Source organism: Tardiphaga alba (assembly GCF_018279705.1).
GTDB classification, from domain to species: Bacteria; Pseudomonadota; Alphaproteobacteria; order Rhizobiales; family Xanthobacteraceae; genus Tardiphaga; species Tardiphaga alba.
On record NZ_CP036498.1, the window covers coordinates 1,924,692 to 1,947,482 of the forward strand.

The 22,791-nt window shown below is 62.7% G+C and carries 20 protein-coding genes and 1 other RNA gene; 16 read left to right on the plus strand and 5 right to left on the minus strand.

Annotated elements, in window-relative coordinates:
* Window positions 1-126 precede the first annotated feature (126 nt).
* The 3 genes from RPMA_RS09080 to RPMA_RS09090 all read left to right on the plus strand — a co-directional run bounded on the left by RPMA_RS09080 (window position 127) and on the right by RPMA_RS09090 (window position 1,830).
* Window positions 127-690 carry a hypothetical protein gene (locus RPMA_RS09080; RefSeq protein WP_211912496.1) on the plus strand — a complete coding sequence of 188 codons (564 nt, stop codon included), beginning with the start codon at window positions 127-129 and terminating at the stop codon, window positions 688-690.
* Between the two features lie 98 nt (window positions 691-788).
* Entirely contained in the window at window positions 789-1,166 is a 378-nt protein-coding gene (locus RPMA_RS09085) for a PRC-barrel domain-containing protein (RefSeq protein ID WP_211912497.1), read from the plus strand.
* A gap of 115 nt (window positions 1,167-1,281) precedes the next feature.
* Complete coding sequence (locus RPMA_RS09090; RefSeq protein WP_211912498.1) at window positions 1,282-1,830, plus strand: PRC-barrel domain-containing protein; 549 nt, start codon at window positions 1,282-1,284, stop codon at window positions 1,828-1,830.
* A 195-nt stretch (window positions 1,831-2,025) separates the two neighbouring features.
* Here RPMA_RS09090 and RPMA_RS09095 read toward each other — a convergent pair whose 3' ends face one another.
* Window positions 2,026-3,576 (minus strand): DUF4403 family protein, encoded by a 1,551-nt coding sequence (locus RPMA_RS09095; protein ID WP_211912499.1) that lies wholly within the window; start codon window positions 3,574-3,576, stop codon window positions 2,026-2,028.
* Window positions 3,577-3,648: 72 nt separating this feature from the next.
* The gene (locus RPMA_RS09100; RefSeq protein ID WP_211912500.1) at window positions 3,649-4,344 is read right to left on the minus strand and encodes a L,D-transpeptidase; all 696 of its coding nucleotides are present in this window, start codon (window positions 4,342-4,344) and stop codon (window positions 3,649-3,651) included.
* Between the two features lie 558 nt (window positions 4,345-4,902).
* On the opposite strand from RPMA_RS09100, the gene RPMA_RS09105 reads away from it, so the two are divergent.
* Together RPMA_RS09105 and RPMA_RS09110 are read left to right on the plus strand one after the other, a co-directional pair.
* A complete protein-coding gene (locus RPMA_RS09105) occupies window positions 4,903-6,306 on the plus strand; it encodes an aldehyde dehydrogenase family protein (RefSeq protein WP_211912501.1) in 1,404 nt (467 codons plus the stop codon).
* A gap of 176 nt (window positions 6,307-6,482) precedes the next feature.
* A complete protein-coding gene (locus tag RPMA_RS09110) occupies window positions 6,483-7,739 on the plus strand; it encodes an extensin-like domain-containing protein (RefSeq protein WP_211912502.1) in 1,257 nt (418 codons plus the stop codon).
* Between the two features lie 9 nt (window positions 7,740-7,748).
* Here RPMA_RS09110 and RPMA_RS09115 read toward each other — a convergent pair whose 3' ends face one another.
* Window positions 7,749-8,372 carry a TetR/AcrR family transcriptional regulator gene (locus RPMA_RS09115; RefSeq protein ID WP_211912503.1) on the minus strand — a complete coding sequence of 208 codons (624 nt, stop codon included), beginning with the start codon at window positions 8,370-8,372 and terminating at the stop codon, window positions 7,749-7,751.
* Between the two features lie 175 nt (window positions 8,373-8,547).
* On the opposite strand from RPMA_RS09115, the gene RPMA_RS09120 reads away from it, so the two are divergent.
* Both RPMA_RS09120 and RPMA_RS09125 read left to right on the plus strand, forming a co-directional pair.
* The gene (locus tag RPMA_RS09120; RefSeq protein WP_211912504.1) at window positions 8,548-9,768 is read left to right on the plus strand and encodes an HlyD family secretion protein; all 1,221 of its coding nucleotides are present in this window, start codon (window positions 8,548-8,550) and stop codon (window positions 9,766-9,768) included.
* 12 nt (window positions 9,769-9,780) lie between these two features.
* On the plus strand, window positions 9,781-11,370 hold the full coding sequence (locus RPMA_RS09125) for a DHA2 family efflux MFS transporter permease subunit (protein ID WP_211912505.1): 1,590 nt from the start codon (window positions 9,781-9,783) through the stop codon (window positions 11,368-11,370).
* Between the two features lie 161 nt (window positions 11,371-11,531).
* Here RPMA_RS09125 and rnpB read toward each other — a convergent pair.
* An RNA gene (rnpB, locus tag RPMA_RS09130) (RNase P RNA component class A) lies at window positions 11,532-12,022 on the minus strand.
* 51 nt (window positions 12,023-12,073) lie between these two features.
* On the opposite strand from rnpB, the gene RPMA_RS09135 reads away from it, so the two are divergent.
* Together RPMA_RS09135 and RPMA_RS09140 are read left to right on the plus strand one after the other, a co-directional pair.
* Window positions 12,074-12,406 carry a hypothetical protein gene (locus RPMA_RS09135; protein WP_211912506.1) on the plus strand — a complete coding sequence of 111 codons (333 nt, stop codon included), beginning with the start codon at window positions 12,074-12,076 and terminating at the stop codon, window positions 12,404-12,406.
* Window positions 12,406-12,783, plus strand: coding sequence for a hypothetical protein (locus tag RPMA_RS09140; protein WP_211912507.1), 378 nt, complete (start codon window positions 12,406-12,408; stop codon window positions 12,781-12,783). Before RPMA_RS09135 ends, RPMA_RS09140 begins: the two co-directional genes overlap by 1 nt.
* 14 nt (window positions 12,784-12,797) lie before the next feature.
* Here RPMA_RS09140 and RPMA_RS09145 read toward each other — a convergent pair whose 3' ends face one another.
* Entirely contained in the window at window positions 12,798-13,622 is an 825-nt protein-coding gene (locus RPMA_RS09145; protein ID WP_211912508.1) for an N-acetylmuramoyl-L-alanine amidase, read from the minus strand.
* 495 nt (window positions 13,623-14,117) lie between these two features.
* On the opposite strand from RPMA_RS09145, the gene rsmH reads away from it, so the two are divergent.
* The 7 genes from rsmH to murD all read left to right on the plus strand — a co-directional run bounded on the left by rsmH (window position 14,118) and on the right by murD (window position 22,742).
* Window positions 14,118-15,110, plus strand: a complete 993-nt coding sequence (rsmH, locus tag RPMA_RS09150; RefSeq protein WP_249225602.1) for a 16S rRNA (cytosine(1402)-N(4))-methyltransferase RsmH — start codon at window positions 14,118-14,120, stop codon at window positions 15,108-15,110.
* 2 nt (window positions 15,111-15,112) lie between these two features.
* Window positions 15,113-15,508 (plus strand): cell division protein FtsL, encoded by a 396-nt coding sequence (ftsL, locus tag RPMA_RS09155; RefSeq protein WP_211912510.1) that lies wholly within the window; start codon window positions 15,113-15,115, stop codon window positions 15,506-15,508.
* The gene (locus RPMA_RS09160) at window positions 15,505-17,265 is read left to right on the plus strand and encodes a peptidoglycan D,D-transpeptidase FtsI family protein (RefSeq protein WP_211912511.1); all 1,761 of its coding nucleotides are present in this window, start codon (window positions 15,505-15,507) and stop codon (window positions 17,263-17,265) included. Before ftsL ends, RPMA_RS09160 begins: the two co-directional genes overlap by 4 nt.
* A gap of 91 nt (window positions 17,266-17,356) precedes the next feature.
* Window positions 17,357-18,814 (plus strand): UDP-N-acetylmuramoyl-L-alanyl-D-glutamate--2,6-diaminopimelate ligase, encoded by a 1,458-nt coding sequence (locus RPMA_RS09165; protein WP_211912512.1) that lies wholly within the window; start codon window positions 17,357-17,359, stop codon window positions 18,812-18,814.
* Window positions 18,811-20,247 (plus strand): UDP-N-acetylmuramoylalanyl-D-glutamyl-2,6-diaminopimelate--D-alanyl-D-alanine ligase, encoded by a 1,437-nt coding sequence (locus RPMA_RS09170; protein WP_211912513.1) that lies wholly within the window; start codon window positions 18,811-18,813, stop codon window positions 20,245-20,247. The genes RPMA_RS09165 and RPMA_RS09170 overlap by 4 nt, the downstream gene beginning before the upstream one ends.
* A 10-nt stretch (window positions 20,248-20,257) precedes the next feature.
* On the plus strand, window positions 20,258-21,340 hold the full coding sequence (gene mraY / locus RPMA_RS09175; RefSeq protein WP_211912514.1) for a phospho-N-acetylmuramoyl-pentapeptide-transferase: 1,083 nt from the start codon (window positions 20,258-20,260) through the stop codon (window positions 21,338-21,340).
* Between the two features lie 4 nt (window positions 21,341-21,344).
* Window positions 21,345-22,742, plus strand: a complete 1,398-nt coding sequence (gene murD, locus RPMA_RS09180; protein ID WP_211912515.1) for a UDP-N-acetylmuramoyl-L-alanine--D-glutamate ligase — start codon at window positions 21,345-21,347, stop codon at window positions 22,740-22,742.
* The last annotated feature ends 49 nt before the right edge of the window (window positions 22,743-22,791 follow it).

Consider the following 22,791-nt stretch of genomic DNA (forward strand, 5'->3'; position numbering starts at 1 on the left):
CTGTGCCGGAGAGCGTAACCGCCTGCAATATCTTGGCAAGCCGGCCGCAAGGCCTCGTTAACGTAGCCAAACCGAGATGGGAACCGCGATGCAAGCAACATCGGGCCAAGCCTCTCGGAGCAGATCATGACGTCCATTTCAGCTGCGTCCAGCAGCAGTTACCAATCTCCTCTCCAGAAGCTGCAGCAGGAGCTGCAGGCCGAGCTCACCTCGGGAAAGATCAGCAGCGGCGACCAGGATGCGTTGTCGGCTGCTTTGGACAGTATCGATTCGTCGATGCGGGCCGATCGCGGCAGCGCGAGCGGCGGCACGCGCCCGTCCCCGGACGAAATGAAGTCCAAAATCGACGACCTCATCAGCGCACAGGTGTCGAGCGGCAATCTCACCTCGGATCAGGCGGAAGAACTCAAGGGTGTGTTCGAAGCCGCGTTCGCCGATGGCCCCGGTGGTGCCAAGGGCGCGGGTGGTCCGCCGCCCGGCGGTGGTGCCGGTGGCCCGCCGCCGTCAGATAGTGCCGATGAGAGCGACGACACCGATAGTACGACGGACATCAAGGATATCATGCAGCAATTCCTTGAATCGCTGAAACAGTCTTTGGAGGCGTCGTCGAGCTCCTATAGCGCCAGCGGCGTTTCGGCCTCGGGAAATACGACATCGTTCACCGCGCTTCTGCTCGACTACAGGAGCTAACAATATTGATGCCGTCATTCGCATGGCAACATCGGTGACGGCATCGGAACCAGTCACGTTTGTCGTCATTGTCTCTCCCAATACGAACGGAGGCAATGATGGCTCTCGATGTCATGACCAGACCGCACACGCTGATCGCCAGCGACCGTATCGAAGGAACGGCTGTAAGACGCGCCAACGGCGAACGCATCGGTCATATCGAGCGGCTCATGATCGACAAGGTCAGCGGCAAAGTGTCGTATGCCGTGATGTCCTTCGGCGGTTTCCTCGGCATTGGATCGAATCTGCTGCCGGTGCCGTGGGCGCTGCTCGCTTACAATCGCGAACTTGATGCCTATCAGCTCGATATTGATGAGGAAGACCTGAAAAGCGCGCCTTCTTTCACAGAGAAGCGCGATTTCGATTGGGGCGATCACGCGGAGGAAACGGCGCTGCATCGCCATTACGGCGTCGCGCCCTATTGGGGTGAGTTTTAACTACACTTTTGATACCAGTTGCGACATTAGCGCAGCTACAATTTCAGAATGGAACCGGAACTGCCGTCAAATCCTCGCGTTGCGTTCATACAGGTGGCAACAACAGGAGGAACATATGTTCAAGAAATATATGACGGCTGGTATCGTTGGTTCGGCTCTGCTCGCAACCGCTGCTTTCGCGCAGAGCCCTAGCACCACGACCACGACCACGGCCCCCGCTGCGGCGCCGGCCGCTCCGTCTGACACGACATTCAACGGCAACTGGCGCTCGTCGAAGATCGTCGGCTTGAGTGTCTATAACGAAGCCAATGAGAGCCTTGGTTCCATCAACGATCTGCTGACCGACAAGGAAGGCAACATCAAAGCCGTGGTGATCGGCGTGGGTGGTTTCCTCGGTGTCGGCGAGCGCCTCATCGCGGTGCCGTTTGACAAGATCAAGTTCTCTACCGAGCCGGTGAAGACCGCCGCTGCAACGGGTGGATCGGACGGCATGGCCAAGTCGACATCGAGCGGCATGACCACGGGTGCAGCGACCTCGGGTGGATCGGCCGGTGCAACGGCAACGCCGCCCAAGGCTAACCCCTGGTATCCGGATCATGCGGTGCTGAGCGGCGCCAGCAAGGATCAGCTGAAGGCGATGCCGGAGTTCAAGTATTCGACCTAATCGGGTCGAAGCCGATACAGGTGGTGTCGCGTGGTGGCGATGTCATCTGACGAAGAGGGCGCGTCTGCTCCTGCAGGACGCGCCCTTTTTCGTGTGCGATCGGTCGTTTTTGTAGGGTGGGCAAAGCGCAGTGTGTCCACCTTCAGGTGCACGGCTGGTTGAGGTGGGCACGCTGCGCTTTGCCCACCCTACAGGTCAGAGATTCGGCAGCTTCGTCACCGTCACATGGATGGCGCCATCGGCTTCGGCGATGACGCGCAAGGTCTTCGAGTCGAAGGCTATGCCGCCAAGGCGCAGGCTGGTGATGTCGGCGCCGACGCGCAGGCCATCCTCGTTCTTCTGGAAATCGGCAAGCGCGCCCGCGATCTTGCGCTGCGCATTGGATGCGAATGGCTTTAGATCGATCACTGCGCGCTCGGCCAGCGTGCGCTCGAGCAGCGGCATCGCCGCGCGGGCGGCTGCGCCCAGCAGGCCGAATGCGGCCTCGGATTCCACCGCCAATTCGAGATTGGTAAAGCGCATGATCTGGTTGGCCTGATCAAGCGCTGGCTTGCCCCAGACATGCACGGTGGCTTCGCCGCCAAGGCCGAACCAACTCGACTTTTCCTTCGCATTGACGAGCAGCGAGATCAGCAGCCGGTCGCCGGAGGCCCGAACGGTGGCCTTCTTCACCGTGACGGCCACCGAGCCCGAGCCATCTTCCGGGAATGTCTTTCCGGCCAGTTGGGCCTCGATGATCTTGTTGAGTTCCACGAACGGCATGTCCACGGGCACGCCGATCGTCAGTTTACCCGGCCCCGGCGGCACGATGGCGAGCGTTGCGGGGAAGGGGCAGTTCGGTGTGGTCTGCGTGCCGGTCACCCGGGTTTCAGCCTCCACGCCAAGGGTGAGCGTAACATTGCTACCATCGATCCGCGGCTGCGCCGCGATGGCGCGCGTCGGCTTCAGTTCGAGAAACAGATTCTGTCCGGCGCTCGCGCCTTGCAGCGGGATCGAGCGGCACAGTTTGCTCCATTCGCGCCGGGCATTCTGTTCGAAGGCGGGATCGTTGCGCAGGCGCTGCTGCACGGCGGCGATCTGCTCGTTCACCGCATTGTCGATCATCGGCTTCACTTGCGCGGGCACATTAATGCGAATGCCGCTGATCGAGGCGCTGGTATCACCAAGCGAGACCTGCGCAGCGAGGTTGGGCTCGATCCGCCAGTTCGGCGTCAAGCGCGGCTGTGACGACACCACGACATTGCCGCGGATGTCGGCATTGGCGTTGACGTTCTTGATATTCACATTGCCGAGTTGTTTCGCGACATTGCCGCCAAGCAGATTACCGAGGGCGCCGCCCAGCGCATCCCGCACATTCGACGACAGTTCTCCGCTCACATTGAGCGTGCCGTTCAAGGGCGTGGTCAAAGTGAGCGTGTCCTGCGCGCCGGTGGCAGCGATCGGCCCGCGCGCGGCCGACCATTTGATGTCGGCATTCTGGAGAATCTGCTGGGCCGGATTGTCCGCGGTGCCGGAGAAATTGCGCGGCGCGCCGCGGTCGGCCACATCGCGAATCGCCGTCAGCGCCACGGCGACAGGGGCCACGATCGTGGAGCTGCGCGGCGGGGACGGCGGCAGTGGCGGCAGCTCCACCAGCGTCGGCGCGGCACCGGAGCCGCGCGGCGCCACATAGTCCATGACCTTCAGCGCAGCTACGAAAAATACGGCGATCAGCACGATGCCGATCAGAATTGTCTTCAGACGCATGATGTCCCCGCATGCAATATGCGGGGACAGTACATCAAGCGATCACATGGGCAAAGTAAGGCGCAGGCCGGCCTATCCGCGCTTGCCCGTCGTATTGTCGGCGCGGCGGTCCATCGGCAGCACGATGACCTTGGTGCCGACGGTGACCCGCGAATAGAGATCCGACACGTCCTGGTTGGTGAGGCGGATGCAGCCCGACGAGACCTGGGTGCCGATGGTCTCCGGCATATTGGTGCCGTGGATGCGATAGATCGTGTTGCCGAGATACATGGCACGGGCGCCGAGCGGATTGCCGGGGCCGCCGGCCATGTGGCGCGGCAGATAGGGCTGGCGCGCGATCATTTCGGCGGGCGGCGTCCAGCTCGGCCATTCGGCCTTGCGGGTCACGGTCTGCACGCCGGCCCAGGTGAAGCCATCGCGGCCGACGCCGATGCCGTAGCGGATCGCCTGGCCACCGCCGAGCACATAATACAGATAGGTGTTGGGCGTATCGACGATGATCGTGCCGGGCGCCTCGCGGGTCGCATAGTTCACGATCTGGCGCTTGAAGCGCGACGGCTGCTCGATGCTTGGACGTTTGTCGTCGAGCTGCGGCGCCTGATAATAGGGCGCCGGTTCGGCGGCGACCGGCGGGGACATGAAAAACGGAAACAGCGGCAGCGGGGCCGACTTGGCCGGACCGGCAAAGGCGAATGCGCCGGCAAGGATCGCGCTGACAGCGACGGCAGCGCGGCGGACTTTCATTTCGAAGCGAGCGAGGGTGAGCATGGGATTCTCCATTTGAGCGCCTGATGATGAGCGCCCGTTCGGCGCTTCGTTGGCGTCAGGAGTATCCAGCAGCGGTTTCAGGAGATTTGCGCGCGATCGGCAAAAGCGTTTCGTGCGGCGGGAGAATTGTGTCGTCGATGCTTCGTCGCCGAGAGGCCCCGCGAGTATGGGGATCTACAGCACACCCAGCACGATAGCGCCGACAAAGGCCATGGCGGCATAGGCAGCAACGATGCTCAGTTGACTGACGAAACCTGTCATGGCGATGCCTCCCTGTTACATGTCGCAGCGCGGGGCAACGTGGAATCCGGGATTGCGTTCCCGCACGCCAGACGAAAATGGAGATATCGGTACATTTGGCTGCGTATTCAAAGGTTCTCGATGTCAGCCGCGGCGATGCCGGCGAGCATCTCATGCGCTGCGCCTGTAGCTCCGGCTACCGCACTGCAGAAACCAAAATTCGTCAAAATTGCCGAACTTGCAGTGTGAAGCGCGTGATATACACTCCGCTATAACGAGGCGCAGCAACGACGCCCGTTGAACAGGGAGTTCACGTCCATGACGACTTACAATCTTCTCATCGACGGGAAGATGGTGCCCGGCGCCATGCAGATGCCGGTTCTCAATCCCGCCACCGAAGATGTCGTGGCGCAATGCCCGCGGGCATCCAATGAGCAGCTCGATGCAGCCGTCGCCGCTGCGAAAGCCGCCTATCCTGCGTGGGCCGCGACGCCGCTCGGTGAACGTCGCAAATATATCGTGCAGATGGCCGATGCGATCGAGGCCAATGCGAATGAGCTCGCGCATATCCTGACCAGTGAGCAGGGCAAGCCACTCACGGACGCGACTGCGGAAGTGATGGGAATGGGCGGCTTCTTCCGCTATCTCGCCTCGCTCGACCTGCCGATGAAGGTGATCGAGGACTCAGGCGATCGTCGCGTCGAGGCGCATCGGCGTCCGCTCGGTGTGGTCGGCTGCATCATTCCCTGGAATTATCCGTTGCTGATCCTCGGCTTCAAGCTGCCGCCGGCCTTGCTGGCGGGCAATACGCTGGTGGTGAAGCCGGCGCCGACCACGCCGCTTTCGACCTTGCGATTTGCCGAACTGGTGCAGGGCATTTTGCCGAAGGGCGTGCTCAATGTGATCACCGACGCCAATGATCTCGGCGATGCCATGACCAAGCATCCGGATATCCGGAAGATCTCCTTCACGGGATCGACCGCGACAGGTCAGAAGGTCATGACCAGCGCAGCTGCAACGCTGAAGCGCATCACGCTGGAACTCGGCGGCAATGATGCCTCGATCGTGCTCGACGATGTCGATCCGAAGAAAGTGGCGCCGGGGATTTTCGAAGGCGCGTTCCAGAACAGCGGGCAGGTGTGCCTCGCCATCAAGCGGCTCTATGTGCATGAGAGCGTCTATGACGAGATCTGCCAGGAGCTGGTCGCGATCGCTAACAACACCGTGGTCGATGACGGTACCAAGCAAGGCACCAAGCTCGGCCCACTGCAAAACAAGATGCAATATGAGAAGGTGAAGGGCTTCCTCGAAGATGCGCGCAAGAACGGCAATGTCATCGCGGGCGGTGCGGCCATGGACCGGCCCGGCTATTTCATCCAGCCGACCATCGTGCGCGACATCGCCGAGGGCACTAAGCTGGTGGATGAAGAGCAGTTCGGCCCGGTGCTCCCCGTGATCAAATATTCGGATCACGACGACGTGATCCGTCGCGCCAATGCCACCAATTACGGCCTCGGCGCCTCGGTCTGGTCGTCGGACACCGACCGCGCCCACAAGGTCGCCAGCCAGATCGAGGCCGGCACGGTGTGGATCAACAAGCATCTCGACATGGCGCCGCACATCCCGTTCGGCGGCGCCAAGCAGTCGGGCATCGGCACCGAATTCGCCGAGGAGGGCCTCGCCGAATTTACCCAGCTGCAGATCATCAACGCGGCGCGCTGACGATCTGCTGATGGAACTCGTGAGAGGAGCGTTTTTGTCTAGGCGATGGACGAGAACGCTCCGCCACATTTTGGCCGTACCGAATAACGCGAGATCGCGCGCAGATACGCGCATTTCCAGCGCGCAAAAGCCGGCGCGTTGAAGAGTCATTAAAACATTTAATTCAACTTGCGCGCATGACGCGCGGAGTTCGTTTGTATCTCGTCGGCTCCTTCGTCCTTGTCTCGATGGCAGGTTGCGGCAAAGGTTTGTTTCAAACCGAAACGCGCGACCCCTGGCGAGCCGAGGCCGAGGTCGCATGCATGAAATCGGGTGCGGTACGCGAAAGCGCCGACCTGGTTCGCATCGAGCCTATTTCAGGCCCTGGTGTCTGCGGCGCCGAATTCCCGTTGAAGGTGGCAGCCCTCGGCGAGCCGAGTAGCAGCCTCGGCTTTGCCAATGAGAGCCTGCGTCCGCCCGGCAGTGTGGGCGGAGGCGGTGGTCCGCAACGCTGGCCGGTGCAGCCGACGCCGTCACAGCCGATGGTGCGCGCCACCAGCAGCTATCCGAATTCCTATCCGCAAACCGCGCCTGCGCAGCAGCAGCCGTCCTATGGCGGCGGCTACAATACCGGCTATGGCAATGCGCCGGCAAATAATGGCCCGGTGTCATTGAACGCGCCGGGCGTGCATGAGGCGGAAGACGACATCGATCTGCCGCCGGATGGCACGTCGCAGCAGGCGATGCCGCAGAGCGCGCCGCAGCCGCGCGCGCCTTACGGCCGTTACAGCTCCGGCGTCGTGCAGAGCCAGCCGCAGCAGGATTACGCGCAGCCACGTCTCGGCCCTGGTGCCGGCAATGTCACCGGCTCGGTGGGCCCCGTCACGGTCAAGCCGACGGCGACGCTGGCCTGTCCGATCGTGTCGCAGCTCGATAAATGGTTCGCTGAAGTCGTGCAGCCGGCGGCGATGCGCTGGTTCGGTCAGCGCGTGGTGTCGATCCGCCAGATCTCCGCCTATTCGTGCCGCGGCATGAACGGCAATTCGCGCGCACATATTTCCGAACACGCGTTCGGCAATGCGCTCGACATCGCGGCCTTCACCTTTGCCGATGGTCGCAACATGTCGATCAAGAATGGTTGGAAGGGCTTGCCGGAAGAGCAGGGCTTTTTGCGCGACGTGCAGGGCGGGGCCTGCCAGTATTTTACGACGGTGCTGGCGCCGGGCTCCAACATCTATCACTACGACCACATCCATGTGGACCTGATGCGCCGGCCGAAGCGTCCGTCGATCTGCAAACCGGCGGCTGTGTCAGGCGAAGAAGTCGCTGCCCGCGCCATGGGGCGGAGCTATACCGGACGCGGCTTTGACGGGCCGACCGGCTCGATCAAGAAGCCTGCCGCTAAGTCGGGGCGCAAGACGCCCGACGACGAGGACTTCTACGAGAACGAGTAGCGACGGTCGTCAGGCGCGATAGGCGGCAAGGAACATCCGCAGCGCGCTGTCGACAACCCGATCGATTTCTTCGGGAGATGGCGTCGGTTTGGCCTGGAAGATGAACGGCTGAAACAGCGTCGCCTGGCACGACATCATGAACTGCGCCGCGGCGAGCTCGGTGGTGTCGATCTTCAATTCACCGGCTTTGACGCGGGCATCGAGATAAGCGGCAAGTTGCCGGATGCTGTGCGCGAGCACCGCCTCATAGAAGCGCTTGCCGACATCCGGCATCCGTTCCGCGATCGCCATCACCGTGCGAATGGCGGATCCGCCGCCGGGGCGGCACAGCAGCTGGATATAGCCGCGCCCGAATTCGGCCAGCGTCGCCTCGGCGTCGCGGGCAGTGTCGAAATTGAAGACCGCTTTGCCCTGTTCGAGCTTCTCTTGCTCGACGATGGATTCGAACAGCGCGTTCTTGTCAGTGAAATAGACATAGAGCGTACCCTTCGACACGCCGGCCGCTCGTGCGATCTCACCCATGCTGGCGCCATCGAAGCCCAGCGTCATGAACACCTTGCGCGCGCCGTCGAGGATCTGTCGGCGCTTGGCGCTGTCTTCCTCGCCGACCGGCAAAGCGTGGGTCGCAACCATTGTTCAGCCTATCGAAGTCACCAGGATACCGGAGAGGCCGGCATTCAGAATCATCCCAAAACAGCTTGGGATACGCTTGATGTATCTTGACCGAACCGTTCGGTCAATTTACATATTGTCGCATTAGGCCGGAACCCGGAAGAGGTTTCGCGCGATCATTTTTCAGGAGGCCGCAATGGCCGGACGCGACCAGGCTGCCCGTATCCTTCGTGCCGATGGCGAAGACGACAGCAACGCAGCGCGCGTGGTGCCGCTTGCCGAAGAGCCCGCAGCGCGCGGCCCGGCGGAAGCACCGGCACATGAGCAGCCAACTGAAACACCGGCCGCGGCCAAGCCCGCCGCACCGCAGTCGCCGCGCAAGAAGCGCGTCCTGCTCGGCATCGGCGCACTCGCAGCCATCGCCGCCGTCTATTTCGGTGTGAACTACTATCTGGTTGGGCGCTTCATGGTCTCGACCGATGACGCCTATGTGCGCGCCAATAACTCGACGCTCGGTGCGCGCGTCTCCGGCCATATCGCGCAGATCGTTCCGGGCGACAATACCGAGGTGAAGGCCGGGCAGGTCTTGTTCAAGATCGATGACGGTGACTACAAGATCTCCGTCGATGCGGCCAAGCGCAAGATCGACACGCAGCAGGCGACGATCGAGCGTATCGGCCGTCAGGTCGAGGCGCAGCAGAGTTCGGTCGCGCAGGCACAGGCGCAGCTTGCCTCGGCCGATGCCGCTGCCAATCGTGCGTCACTCGAATTCGATCGCCAGGAAACGTTGAGCAAGCAGGGCTTTGCCTCGCGCTCGGTCTATGAGACCTCGCAGTCGAATCGCGATCAGACTGCAGCTGCGGTCAAGGCTGCCAAGGCCGCCGTCGATTCCGCCACGAGCGCGGTCGAAGTCACCAAGGCACAGCAGGCCGAAGCGCGCGCGCAATTGCAGGAGCTGCAGAGCTCGCTCGACAAAGCGGAGCGCGATCTGGCTTTCACCGATGTGAAGGCGCCGGTGGATGGCATCTTCTCCAACCGCATGGTCAATCTCGGTGACTTCATCACCACCGGCCAGCGTCTCGCCAATATCGTGCCGCTCGATGATGTCTATGTCGATGCGAACTTCAAGGAAACGCAGCTGCGTCGCCTGATGCCCGGCCAGCCCGTCTCGATCCAGCTCGATGCCGACACCAGCCGCGTCATCGATGGCACCGTCGAGAGCCTGTCGCCGGCCGCCGGTCAGGTCTTCACGTTGCTGCCGCCGGACAACGCCACGGGCAACTTCACCAAGATCGTGCAGCGCGTGCCGGTCCGTGTTCGCGTGCCCGCCGATGTCGCGAAGCAGAATATCCTGCGCGCAGGCATGTCGGTCTATGTCCGCATCAACACCAAGCCGGACGCGAAACCCGCGCAGTAACGGATCGCGCTGATGTCCTCGGCCTCCTCAACCATGTCGGGAGCACCGCCGGCCGCGCCGGTGGATGCCGACCGGATTCCGCCAAAGCGCCTGATCGCCTTCCTGATCATGGTGTTCGGCATGTTCATGTCGATCCTCGACATCCAGATCGTCTCGGCGTCACTGGCCGACATCCAGGCGGGCCTGTCGGCATCGTCGAACGAAGTCTCGTGGGTGCAGACCGCCTATCTGATCGCGGAAGTCATCGCGATCCCGTTGTCAGGCTTCCTGTCGCGTGCACTCGGCACGCGGCTGCTCTTCGCGATCTCGGCCGCGGGCTTCACTTTCGCCAGCCTGATGTGCGGCTTCACATCGTCCATCGAGCAGATGATCTTGTGGCGCGCGGTGCAAGGCTTCCTCGGCGCCGGCATGATCCCCACGGTGTTCGCTTCGGCCTATACCGTTTTCCCGCGCTCGAAATTTCACATCGTTGCGCCGATCATCGGTCTTGTCGCCACGCTGGCGCCGACCATAGGTCCGACCGTCGGCGGTTACATCACCGACGCTTTATCATGGCACTGGCTGTTCTTCATCAATGTCGTGCCGGGCATCGGCATCACCCTCGGCGTGCTGGCGCTGGTGGATTTCGACGAGCCGCATTTTGAGCTGCTCGATCATTTCGACTGGTGGGGTCTCGGCTTCATGGCCGGCTTCCTTGGCTCGCTCGAATATGTGCTGGAAGAGGGGCCGCGCAACGACTGGTTCGAAGATGAAGCCATCGCCATCTTTGCGGTGATCTGCGCGCTGTCCGCGATCGCATTCTTCTGGCGGGTACTGACCGCGAAAGAGCCCATCGTCGATCTGCGCGCCTTCACCAATCGCAATTTCGCGCTGGGCTCCACCTTCTCGTTCTGCATCGGCATCGGCCTGTACGGCCTGACCTATATCTACCCGCTCTATCTCGCCCAGGTGCGCGGCTACAGCGCGCTGATGATCGGCGAGACCATGTTCGTGTCGGGCATCGCCATGTTCCTGATGGCGCCGGTCGTGGGGCGCCTGATGACCAAGGTCGATCTGCGCATACTGATCGCCACCGGACTCGTGCTGTTCGCGTCGGGCACGTGGATGATGACGTGGATCACGCGCGACTTCGATTTCTACGAATTGCTGTATCCGCAGATCCTGCGCGGCATGGGCATGATGCTGGCCATGGTGCCGATCAACAATATCGCACTCGGCACGCTGACGCCGGAAATGCTGAAGAATGCGTCCGGCCTGTTCAACCTGACGCGTAATCTCGGCGGTGCGCTCGGTCTCGCGTTGATCAACACCGTGCTCGATCACCGCACCGATTTTCACATCTCGCGCCTGCACGACAAGGTGACATGGGGCAATGCCAAGGCGGTCGAAACGCTGAACATGTTCACCCAGAAATTCCAGGGCATGGGCGATGCCTCGCGCATGGCGTTGAAGCAGCTCTCGCAGATCACCCATCGTCAGGCCGTGGTGATGGGATTTGGCGACGCGTTCTTCCTGCTGTCCTGCTTCTATATCGGCCTCAGCGTGATGGTGCTGCTGCTGAGCAAGCCGAACAATCCGGCTGCAGGCGGCGGCGGACACTGAGCAGGACCTGTAGGGTGGGCAAAGGCGCTCTTGCGCCGTGCCCACCATCGAGTGCGGTTCATGTGATGGTGGGCACGCTGCGCTTTACCCACCCTACACTGCCAATGAAGAGGCCAAACTGGTGAGGGGCCCGGCGTGTTGCGCCGAGCCCCTCGTTGTTCAGTATCAGCCGGCCTGTAAGCCGGGTTCTGTAAGGCACCGCCACTTGCGTGACGATACGTGACGACCATTCTTCTGGGACCGCATTCGCATGCGGCCTCAAGCAACCTACCCGGACAGCGGGTTTGACATCACCCTGCAGTGTTATCGTTCGCGGGCTTGCGCCTGGGAATGAACTGACTGCCATGCCGTCCCTATTCGGTTTTGCTCCCGGTGGGGTTTACCTTGCCGTCTCCGTTGCCGGATCCGCGGTGCGCTCTTACCGCACCTTTTCACCCTTACTCGCCTTCACCCTTCGGGTTACGGCGCAGCGAGCCCGGGGGCTTGCTACGCCGAAGCAGCGTAGCTGCGAAGGCGAGCGGTTCGTTCTCTGTGGCACTTTCCCTGGGGTCGCCCCCGCCAGCCGTTAGCTGGCACCGTATGTCATTGGAGCCCGGACTTTCCTCCCCCGCAGCCTTTCGACCATTGCAGGAGCGGCCGTCCGGCCGACTGACGCGGAAGGCATGAAGTCTGGGAAGGCCGCCGTCAAGTCGCGGGCCGAACATTGACCACCATGTCGGAGTCGTGCAATCTAAAGATGTATAATGCTGGCGGGTTGCATGTGGCGAATAGTCGGGACCTGACCCTGTTCAAGACGTTTCTGGCGCATATCCTCACGGCGACCGTGCTATTCATCTGCATCGCCGCTGCTGCGGTCACGCTCGAAACGCTCGCGGACTGGATCGAAGCGCGTCACTATTCGGCCGTCCTGTCGATCGGGTGTCACGCCGCCGCTTACTACATTTTCGCTTCTGACATCGTCTTTCTGATATTCTTTTTGACGGTAGAGGTGTTGAAATTCGGCAGGGAAGTCTGGAGATCGTTCAAGAGGCAGTGATGGCAGATCAGGACTATCTTGGATTTCAAGTCGCTGCGCAGAAGCGCCGGAGCGCTTCCGGATGGCGAGGTGTTTTATCGTCGATCGTTTTGTTCATCGCGCGTGACGCCAAGCTGTTCTTTCGTCCCGCCCGCATTCCCGTGATCGCCCATGCCTTGGCTGCATCGATTTTGTTCGTATCGATCGGCGCTATTGCAGTTCTGTTCGAAGTTGCTGCCGACATGATGACGCGCAGCGACATGCCGCATGGCTTCGGCACATCGTTTCGCTATCTGGCGTTGCTGCTGACCTATTTCGGAGTCGTGGCCGCAGTCATGTTGGTCGTCGCCGGTATCGTCAGGCAGACGCAGGATCTGCGCCGCATGATCCGCGGCTGATCACCCGCCGCGATTTACGTGCTGCCGTTGGGCAAACTGCTCAACAACGCCTGCAAGGTCAGGATCGTGGAACGGTCGGCGATGCCGTCGATCCGCTCCGGCCGGAAGTGACGCTGGAATGCGGTGACCACTTCCATCGTGGCGGCGTTGTATTCCCCGCTCGTCTCGATGCCATAGCCATAGGCGGCCAGCGCCTGTTGGAGTGCGAGCACCTCGTCGCCTTCGGCGCCGACCTTCATGCCCTCGCCCGGCGTGATGGGTGCGGGATGAGCCCAGTGACCGACGCCCGAACTGGCGAGCAGATGCCACGGAAATTTCTCGCCGGGATCTTTCTTGCGCGCCGGTGCGACGTCGGAATGGCCGAGCACGCGCTGGGTCGGAAAGTCGTGACGCAGCAGGATGCCGCGACAGAGCGCGGTCACCGCGGCGATCTGCCGGCTCGGATAGTCGGGATAGCCCCAGTCATGGCCACGATTGATGATCTCGATGCCGATCGAGCAGGAATTGATATCGTCCTCGCCGGCCCAGAATGAAGAGCCGGCATGCCATGCACGCTGCGACTCCGGCACGGTCTGGATGATGCGGCCGTCTTCCAGCACGATGTAGTGGGCGGAGACGTCAGTGCCGTCGCTGCAGAGCCGCGTGATCGCACCTTCCGCGTCGGGCATGCCGGTGTAGTGCAGCACGATCATGTTGGGCACGAGGCCCTTGTTCCGCTCACCGAAATTGGGCGACGGGATCACGTCCGACACGACGGAGGAGTCCGGCGTGAAGGTCGGGAGGTTCGCGACGCCCTTGGGAATGGGCAGGGGGCGTTGGCGCTTTTCGGTTCCGGTCAATCTTTCAAACTCGTCGGGGCATCATGGCCACATGCGCGGAGGCTGTCGCAAGGGGAGGGCAATATCCCGATAGGGACGCGGTTGCGCAACGACGATGAGCCGGTTTTGCCCTTTTATTTCATGGCTGTGGGGTCGGTGCACCAGCACTACGATACAACCGTCGAACAGTAATTGAGTCGTTTCGTGAACGGCGGAGCAACGCTTTCTTAACGCTAAGTGACGTTACTGAAGGGTGAAGCGCTGACCTCCGTTGAGGGCGGCCAAAGTTCCATTTTGACGCCCAATCCCATGGCTTTCCACCATCTTCCATGCGGACGAATGCTCATCCCGTCGAACCGCGTGAATGACGCGTCGAGGCGGACCGATCACTGCGCGACGCAGCGGACAAACCGCGCGGCGCGACGACATCTGAGGCGCCATGGGCCGATCGCCAACCGGTTCGGCTCGGCGTCTCGCAACGAAGGAACGGAACTTGTTGCCCGTTCGTGTGCGCGTATGACCATCGACGCCCGACATATCTCCGTGCTTGGCCCGGAAGCCGTCGAGATGCTGGCGCCGCGCGCCGGTGGCGTCTATGTCGATGCCACCTTCGGTGCGGGTGGCTATTCGCGCATGATCCTGGCCACCGAAGGCACCCGCGTGATCGCGATCGATCGCGACCGGACCGCCATCGCTGGCGGTTTCAATCTGGTCGATTCCTCTGACGGCCGCCTCACGCTGGTCGAGGATCGCTTCTCCAATCTTGCTGATGTCTGCGCGGCGCAGGGCGAACCGCTCGTCGATGGCGTCGTCATGGATGTCGGCGTGTCCTCGATGCAGCTCGATCAGGCGGAGCGCGGCTTCTCGTTCCGCTTCGACGGTCCGCTCGACATGCGCATGGGGCAGGATGGTCCGAGCGCTGCGGATGTCGTCGCCAAGGCGTCCGAAGCCGATCTCGCCAATATCATTTATATCTTCGGCGAAGAGCGCCACTCGCGCTCCGTCGCGCGCGCGATCATCGCTGCGCGCAAGGAAGCGACGATCACCACGACCAAGCAGCTCGTCGAGATCATCTCCAAGGTGGTCTGGGCGAAGCCCGGCGAGATCCATCCGGCGACACGGACGTTTCAGGCGCTGCGCATTTTCGTGAATGCTGAACTCGATGAGTTGCATATGGCGCTCGCAGCCGCCGAACAGGTGCTGAAGCCCGGCGGTCGGCTGTCGGTGGTGTCGTTCCATTCGCTGGAAGACCGCATCGTCAAGAACTTCATCGCCGAGCGCAGCAAGACCGGTGGCGGTTCGCGCCATCTGCCCGAGATCGCGCAGACCAAGCCGCGTTTCAAGCTCGTCAACAAGCGTCCGATCGTCGCCAGCGACGAGGAAACCAAGGCGAATCCGCGCGCCCGATCCGCGAAGCTGCGCGGCGCCGAGCGCACCGATGCGCCGGCGCAGGATGCCGGGCCGTTGCCGCACTGGCCGACGCTCGCAACCGTGTTGCGGGGAGGCTGAGCATGCGCATCATCCATCTCCTCGTCATCGGTGTTCTGGTTTTCGCAGCCGCCTATGTCTATCGCATCAAGATGGAATCCACGGTGCGCACCGAAAAGGTGCTGCGCCTGCATGCCGATATCCGCGAGCAGCGCGACGCCATCGCGTCCCTGCGCGCCGAATGGGCCAAGCTGGATGCGCCGATGCGCCTGCAGGGCCTCGCCGAGCGTCACCTCAAGCTGCAGCCCATGACGGCGCAGCAGTTCGACAATCTCAAGAAGCTTCCCGATCGCCCGCCGAATTTCGCACGGCCGGGCACGCCCGATCCCATCGGCGCCATGCTCAACAGCATCGATCCCGACGTCGTCGTGACCGGATCTGTGCCCGACAAGGCTGATCGGCCGGAGGATCGGCAATGAACCATCAGCCGCCAGCCAACACACCGATCGAGCGTCCGCCGGAGCCCTGGCGTCAGCGGTTGATCCGCACGCTGCTTTACGGGAAGAACACCGACCGTGCTGCCAAGGCGCGTGCGCGTGTCGGTCTCGCCATGCTCGCCTTCGGCGCTGTCTATGGCATCATCGCGGTGCGTCTCGTCGTATTCGCCGTCAATGGCGACAGCCATGCGGAACGGCGTGCATCGCGCGATGCGATTGCGACTGCGCGTCCCGATATTCTCGACCGTAACGGCACGATCCTCGCGACTGACGTGAAGTCGCCGTCGCTGTTCTCCGAGCCGCGCCGCATCATCGACAAGGACGAGGCCGCGGAGCTGCTCACCGGCGCGCTGCCTGATCTCGACGGCGCCGAGGTGCGCGAGCGCATCAACAGCCGCAAGGGTTTTGCCTGGCTGAAGCGCGATATCACGCAGCAGCAGCAGCGCGACATCCATCGCCTGGGCATTCCCGGCATCGGCTTCCTGCGTGAGAACAAGCGCGTCTATCCGAATGGATCGACGGTATCGCATGTGATCGGCCTGACCAATATCGACAATCAGGGCATCGCCGGCATCGAGAAGTGGCTGGATAACAATGGTCTCGCAGACCTGCATCGCGCCGGCTTCGCGTCGGACCGCATGCAGAATCCCGTCGAGCTCGCGCTCGATACGCGTGTCGAGCACGCGCTGCGTGACGAACTGTTGAAAGCGAAAGCGAAGTTCAGCGCCAAGGCGGCGTCCGGCCTCGTGTCCAATATCCGCACCGGCGAGATCGTCGCCATGGTGTCGTTGCCGGATTTCGATCCGAACAATCCGAAAGAAGTCCACGATCCCGACCGCATCAACCGCCTGACCACCGGCGTGTATGAAATGGGCTCGACCTTCAAGACGCTGACGCTGGCCATGGCGCTCGACAGCGGCAAGGTCAATCTCAACAGCATGTTCGATGCGCGCTATCCGCTCAGCTACGGCAAGTTCAAGATCCACGACACCCATCCGGTGCCGCGTCCGATCTCGCTCGCCGAAGTGTTCACCTATTCGTCGAATGTCGGCGCAGCAAAGATTGCGCTCGGCCAGGGCGTCGAGGCGCACAAGGCCTTCTTGAAGAAGGTTGGCCAGCTCGATCGTCTGCGCACCGAATTGCCGGAAAGCGCAATGCCCATCGTGCCGAAGCGCTGGGGCGATCTGAACACCATCACCATCTCCTTCGGCCACGGCATCGCGGTGGCGCCGCTGCAGGCCGTGATGGCGGTCAATGCGATGGTCAATGGTGGAAATCTCATTCCGCCAACCTTCATGAAGCGCACAGAAGAAGAAGCGCTCGCGGTCGCCAAGCGCGTGATCAAGAAGGATACCAGCGACAAGGTCCGCTACATGATGCGCCTCAACGCCGAAGTCGGATCGGCGCGCAAGGCGGAGGCGCTGGCCAAGGGCTATTATCTCGGCGGCAAGACGGGCACCTCGGAAAAGGTCGTCAACGGCCGCTACTCCAAGAAGCAGGTGCTGAACTCGTTCACCGCGGTCCTGCCCATGGACAATCCGCAATTCCAGGTGCTGATCATGCTGGATGAGCCGAAAGCGCTGCCGGAAACCCATGGTTTCATTACCTCGGGCTGGAATGCGGTGCCGACCGGTGGCGCGGTCATTGCGCGCATTGCACCGCTGCTCGGCCTGGAGCCGCGCTTCGATCTGGCGCCGTCCGACCGCCTTATTCTTGCGACATCAAGGGCTACTCAGTAACGCCGCATCCGCGCTTTACAGCGGCGGCAAAATGCGGTTTGCGTGACATCTGCGGAACCCGTCCGTCCTGATTTGCCCTGTCCGGAGCAGCATGAAACTAGGCGACCTTTTCGATCGTGATGCCGTCATGGCACCGCAGACTGCTGAGATCGTCGTCACCGGTCTCGCTGTGGACAGCCGCGCGGTGAAGCCGGGCGATCTGTTCTTTGCGCTGTCCGGCACCAAGACCGATGGTGCGCGTTTCATCGCACAAGCGATTGCATCCGGCGCGGTGGCGGTCGCGGGCGAACACGCGCCGGCCGACATCGCATTGCCATTCGTCACATCGCGCAATGCCCGCCGCGCGCTGGCGCTCGCCGCATCGAAATTCTATCCGCGCCAGCCTGCCGTCATTGCTGCCGTCACCGGCACCTCCGGCAAGACCTCGGTGGCGTCTTTCACACGCGAGATTTGGGGGCGTCTCGGTGATGCCGCTGCCAGCATCGGGACCATCGGCCTCGTTTCGCCGAAGCGCACCATCTATGGCTCGCTGACGACGCCGGACCCGATCTCGCTCCACAAGCAGATCGACGAGATCACGCGCGAAGGCGTCACGCATCTGGCGCTCGAAGCCTCGTCGCATGGCCTCGATCAGTTCCGGCTCGATGGCGTGCGCGTCTCCGCCGCCGGCTTCACCAATCTGTCGCGCGACCACATGGACTATCATCCGGACGTCGCGCATTACCTCAATGCAAAGCTGCGCCTGTTTCGCGATCTCGTGGCCGATGGCGGGCCTGCCGTCATCGTGGCCGATCATGACTGCTCCGCGGAGGTGATCGCGGCCGCACATGCACGAAAGCTTGGTGTCATGGCCGTCGGCCGCAAAGGTGACGGCGCAGGTGAGGGCATTCGTCTGGTCGATGCGGTTGTCGATGGTTTCGAGCAGAAGCTGACGCTGGAACATCGCGGCAAGATGCGCGCCGTCCGGCTGCCATTGGTCGGCGAATTCCAGATCGAGAATGCGCTCGTCGCTGCGGGCCTCGTCATCGGCAGTGGTGGCGATGCAGATGCGAGTTTCGCGGCGCTCGAACATCTCGAAGGCGCGAAGGGGCGGCTGGAGCGCGTCGGCGATCACAATGGCGCGCCGGTGTTCGTGGACTACGCACACAAGCCCGACGCACTGGCCAAGGCGCTGCAGGCGCTGCGGCCCTATGCAAAGCGAAAGCTCGTCGTCGTGTTTGGTGCCGGCGGTGATCGCGATGCCGGCAAGCGGCCTTTGATGGGCGAGATTGCTGCCGACAATGCCGACACGGTGATCGTCACCGATGATAATCCGCGCGGCGAAGATCCCGCGACCATTCGCGCTGCCATTCTCGCGGCGGCGGCGGGGGCGACCGAGATCGGCGATCGCGCCGAAGCCATTCGCGTCGCCGTGCAAAGCCTTCAGCCCGGCGATGCGCTGCTCATCGCGGGCAAGGGCCACGAGACCGGACAAATCGTCGGCGATAAGACGCTGCCATTCAGCGATCACGAGGCCGCACAGGCGGCGCTTGCTGTGAGGACTTCATGAGCGACTTTCTCTGGACACCGGCAGCGATGGCGGAGGCGATGGGCGCCGAGATGCATGGCGATCTTCCCGCCGGCGTCACGGGCATCTCCATCGACAGCCGCACCATCAAGCCCGGCGAAGCCTATTTCGCGATCCTGGGCGATGTGCATGACGGTCACCGCTTCGTCGATGCCGCGCTGAAGAACGGTGCTGCGCTGGCAGTGGTGGAAGCTGCGCAATGCGAGGATTTTGGCGCCGATGCGCGGCTGCTCGTCGTCGATGATGTGCTCGATGGTCTGGTCGCGCTCGGCAAAGCCGCGCGTGCGCGCCTCGGCGCCCGGGTCGTCGCCGTGACGGGCTCGGTCGGCAAGACCTCCACCAAGGAAGCCCTGCTGCGTGTCCTGTCCGCGCAAGGCCCGACCCATGCCTCGGTGGCGTCGTTCAATAATCACTGGGGCGTCCCGCTGACGCTGGCGCGTTGCCCGGCCGATGTGCGTTTCGCCATTTTCGAGATCGGCATGAATCACGCCAGCGAGATCGAGCCACTGGTGAAGATGGTGCGGCCGCATTATGCGGTCATCACCACGGTGGAAACGGTACATCTGGAATTCTTCGCCGGGATCGAGGCGATTGCCGATGCCAAGGCCGAGATTTTCCTCGGGCTGGAGCCTGAGGGCGTTGCCATTCTCAATCGCGACAATGATCAGTTCGCACGGCTGGCAAAGAGCGCGAAGAAGGCCGGCGTGTCGCGTGTCGTCTCGTTCGGAACCGACAAGAAAGCCGATGCGCGGCTGATCGACGTCGCCCTGCATCCGACCTGCTCGGCCGTCCATGCCAATGTGCTGGGCCAGGACATCACGTATAAATTCGGCATGCCCGGCCGCCATATGGCGATGAACTCGCTGGCCGTTCTGACGGCGGCCTCGCTGATCGGCGCCGATCTCGCGCTTGCCGCGCTGGCATTGTCGCAGGTGGTGCCGGCGGAAGGCCGCGGTACGCGCCAGCTGCTGCAGATTGGTGGCGGCGAGGCGCTGCTGATCGACGAGACCTTCAATGCCAATCCGGCATCGACGTCTGCGGCGCTCAATGTGCTGGGCGCCGCCGGAATCGGTGCGCAGGGTCGCCGCATCGCCGTGCTCGGCGACATGCTCGAACTTGGCCCGCGTGGCGGTGAGTTGCATGCCGGCTTGCTGGAGGCTGTGACCTCCAACGCAATCGATCTCGTATTTTGCTGTGGTCCCCTGATGCGCAACCTCTGGGATGCCCTTCCCAGCAGCAAGCGGGGCGGTTATGCCGGGGATGCAAAGGCGCTCGAATCGCAGGTGGTGAGTGCGATCCGGGCCGGTGACGCGGTTCTGGTCAAGGGCTCGAAGGGCTCCAAGATGGGGCCGATCGTCGCCGCTCTGGCGAAACGCTTTCCCGGCAACGCCGCGCTTGATGACGCTGCGGTATAAGGCGGACTGAATGTTCTACTGGCTGATCGATTTCGCGGGCACCGTTCCGGTGTTCAATGTGTTCCGCTACATCACATTCCGCACCGGCGGCGCCGTGATCACCGGCGCGCTGTTCGTGTTTTTGTTCGGACCGTGGATCATCGACAATCTGCGCCTGCGTCAGGGCAAGGGCCAGCCGATCCGCACCGATGGACCGCAGTCGCATCTCGTCAAGGTCGGCACGCCGACCATGGGCGGGCTGATGATCCTGTCCGGCCTCGTGGTATCGACGCTGCTGTGGGCCAATCCGCGCAATCCCTATGTCTGGATCGTGCTGGCAGTGACGCTCGGCTTCGGCTTTGTCGGTTTCTATGACGACTATCTCAAGGTGACCAAGCAGAGCCACAAGGGCTTTGCCGGCCGCACGCGCCTGCTGATCGAATTCATCATCGCTGGCGCCGCCTGCTACGCTTTCATGCGGCTCGGCCGCGATCCCTTGTCGAGCTCGCTGGTGATCCCGTTCCTCAAGGATGTGGTGCTCAATCTCGGCTGGTTCTTCGTCATCTTCGGCGCCTTCATCGTGGTAGGGGCCGGCAATGCGGTCAACCTCACCGACGGTCTTGACGGTCTCGCCATCGTGCCGGTGATGATCGCCTCGGCGAGTTTCGGGTTTATCGCCTATCTCGCCGGCAATGCCGTGTTTTCGGATTACCTGCAGATCAACTATGTGGCGGGCACCGGCGAACTCGCCGTGCTATGCGGCGCGGTGCTCGGGGCAGGTCTCGGCTTCCTGTGGTTCAACGCACCGCCGGCCTCGATCTTCATGGGCGATACCGGCTCGCTCGCGCTGGGCGGTATGCTCGGCTCGATCGCGGTGGCGGTGAAGCACGAGATCGTGCTCGCCGTGATCGGCGGATTGTTCGTGCTCGAGGCCGTCTCGGTCATCGTGCAGGTGACGTCGTTCAAGCTCACCGGCAAACGCGTGTTTCGCATGGCGCCGATCCATCATCACTTCGAGCAGAAGGGATGGACCGAACCGCAGATCGTCATCCGCTTCTGGATCATCGCTGTGATCCTGGCGCTGGCTGGCCTCTCCACGCTGAAGCTGCGGTGATCGCGTGATCCCCGTCACCTCATTCGCTGGCAAGACCGTCGCCGTGTTCGGGCTCGGCGGCTCCGGTCTCGCATCGTGCCACGCGCTGAAAGCCGGTGGCGCCGAAGTCATCGCCTGCGACGACAGCGCCGACAAGATGGCCGAAGCCGTGCGCGCCGGATTCATCACCGCCGATCTGCGCACTGTGTCCTGGGCGAATTTCGCAGCCCTCGTGCTCACCCCCGGCGTGCCGCTGACGCATCCGGCGCCGCACTGGACCGTGCTTGCCGCGCGCGAAGCGGGCGTGGAAGTGATCGGCGATGTCGCATTGTTCTGCCGCGAGCGCAAGGCGCATGCGCCAGACGCGCCGTTCATCGCCATCACCGGCACCAACGGCAAATCAACGACGACGGCATTGATCGCGCATCTCGTGCGCGAGGCCGGTTTCGACACGCAGATGGGCGGCAATATCGGCACCGCCATCCTGTCGCTGGAGCCGCCGCGCACCGGTCGCGTCCATGTGATCGAGATGTCGTCCTATCAGATCGACCTCACGCCCTCGCTCGAACCCACCGTCGGCATCCTGCTCAATGTCACGCCGGATCACATCGATCGTCATGGGACGATCGAGCACTATGCCGCGGTGAAAGAGCGTCTCGTGGCCGGTGTGCAGGCTGATGGCACCGCCATCGTCGGCGTCGATGACGACTGGTGCAGCAAGATCGCCGACCGTCTCGATCAGGCCGGCAAGCGCGTGGTGCGGATTTCGGTCGAACATCCGCTCGCCGATGGCCTCACCATCAAGGGCACCGACATCGTCGATAATGCCGGCGGTGGACAGGGCATTGTCGCGGATCTCGCCGATATCGGTTCCCTGCGTGGCCTCCACAACGCGCAGAACGCCGCTGCCGCTTCGGCTGCCGTGCGTGCGCTCGGCGTCAGCCGCGACGTGCTGCAGAACGGCCTGCGCTCGTTCCCCGGCCTTGCCCATCGCATGGAGCAGGTCGGCCATCTCGGCACCACGCTGTTCGTGAACGACAGCAAGGGTACCAATGCCGACGCCGCGGCCAAGGCATTGTCGTCCTTCACCGACATCTTCTGGATCGCCGGCGGCAAGGCGAAGGAGGGCGGCATCGCGCCGCTCGCCGAATTCTTCCCGCGCGTCAAAAAGGCCTATCTGATCGGCGAAGCCGCCAACGACTTTGCACGCACGCTGGACGGCAAGGTGCCGTATGAGATCAGCGTCACCCTCGATGTCGCCGTCGCCAACGCCGCGCGCGATGCAGCGGAAGCGGGGCTGGCATCGCCGGTGGTGTTGCTCTCGCCGGCCTGCGCGTCCTTCGACCAGTTCCGCAACTTCGAGATCCGCGGCGACCGCTTCAGGGATCTGGTGCTGGCGCTGGATGGGATCAAGAAGGTCTGAGGTCGCTTTCTGTCCCTCCCTCAAGCGCAGCGCAGCTGCGCGCCGTGGG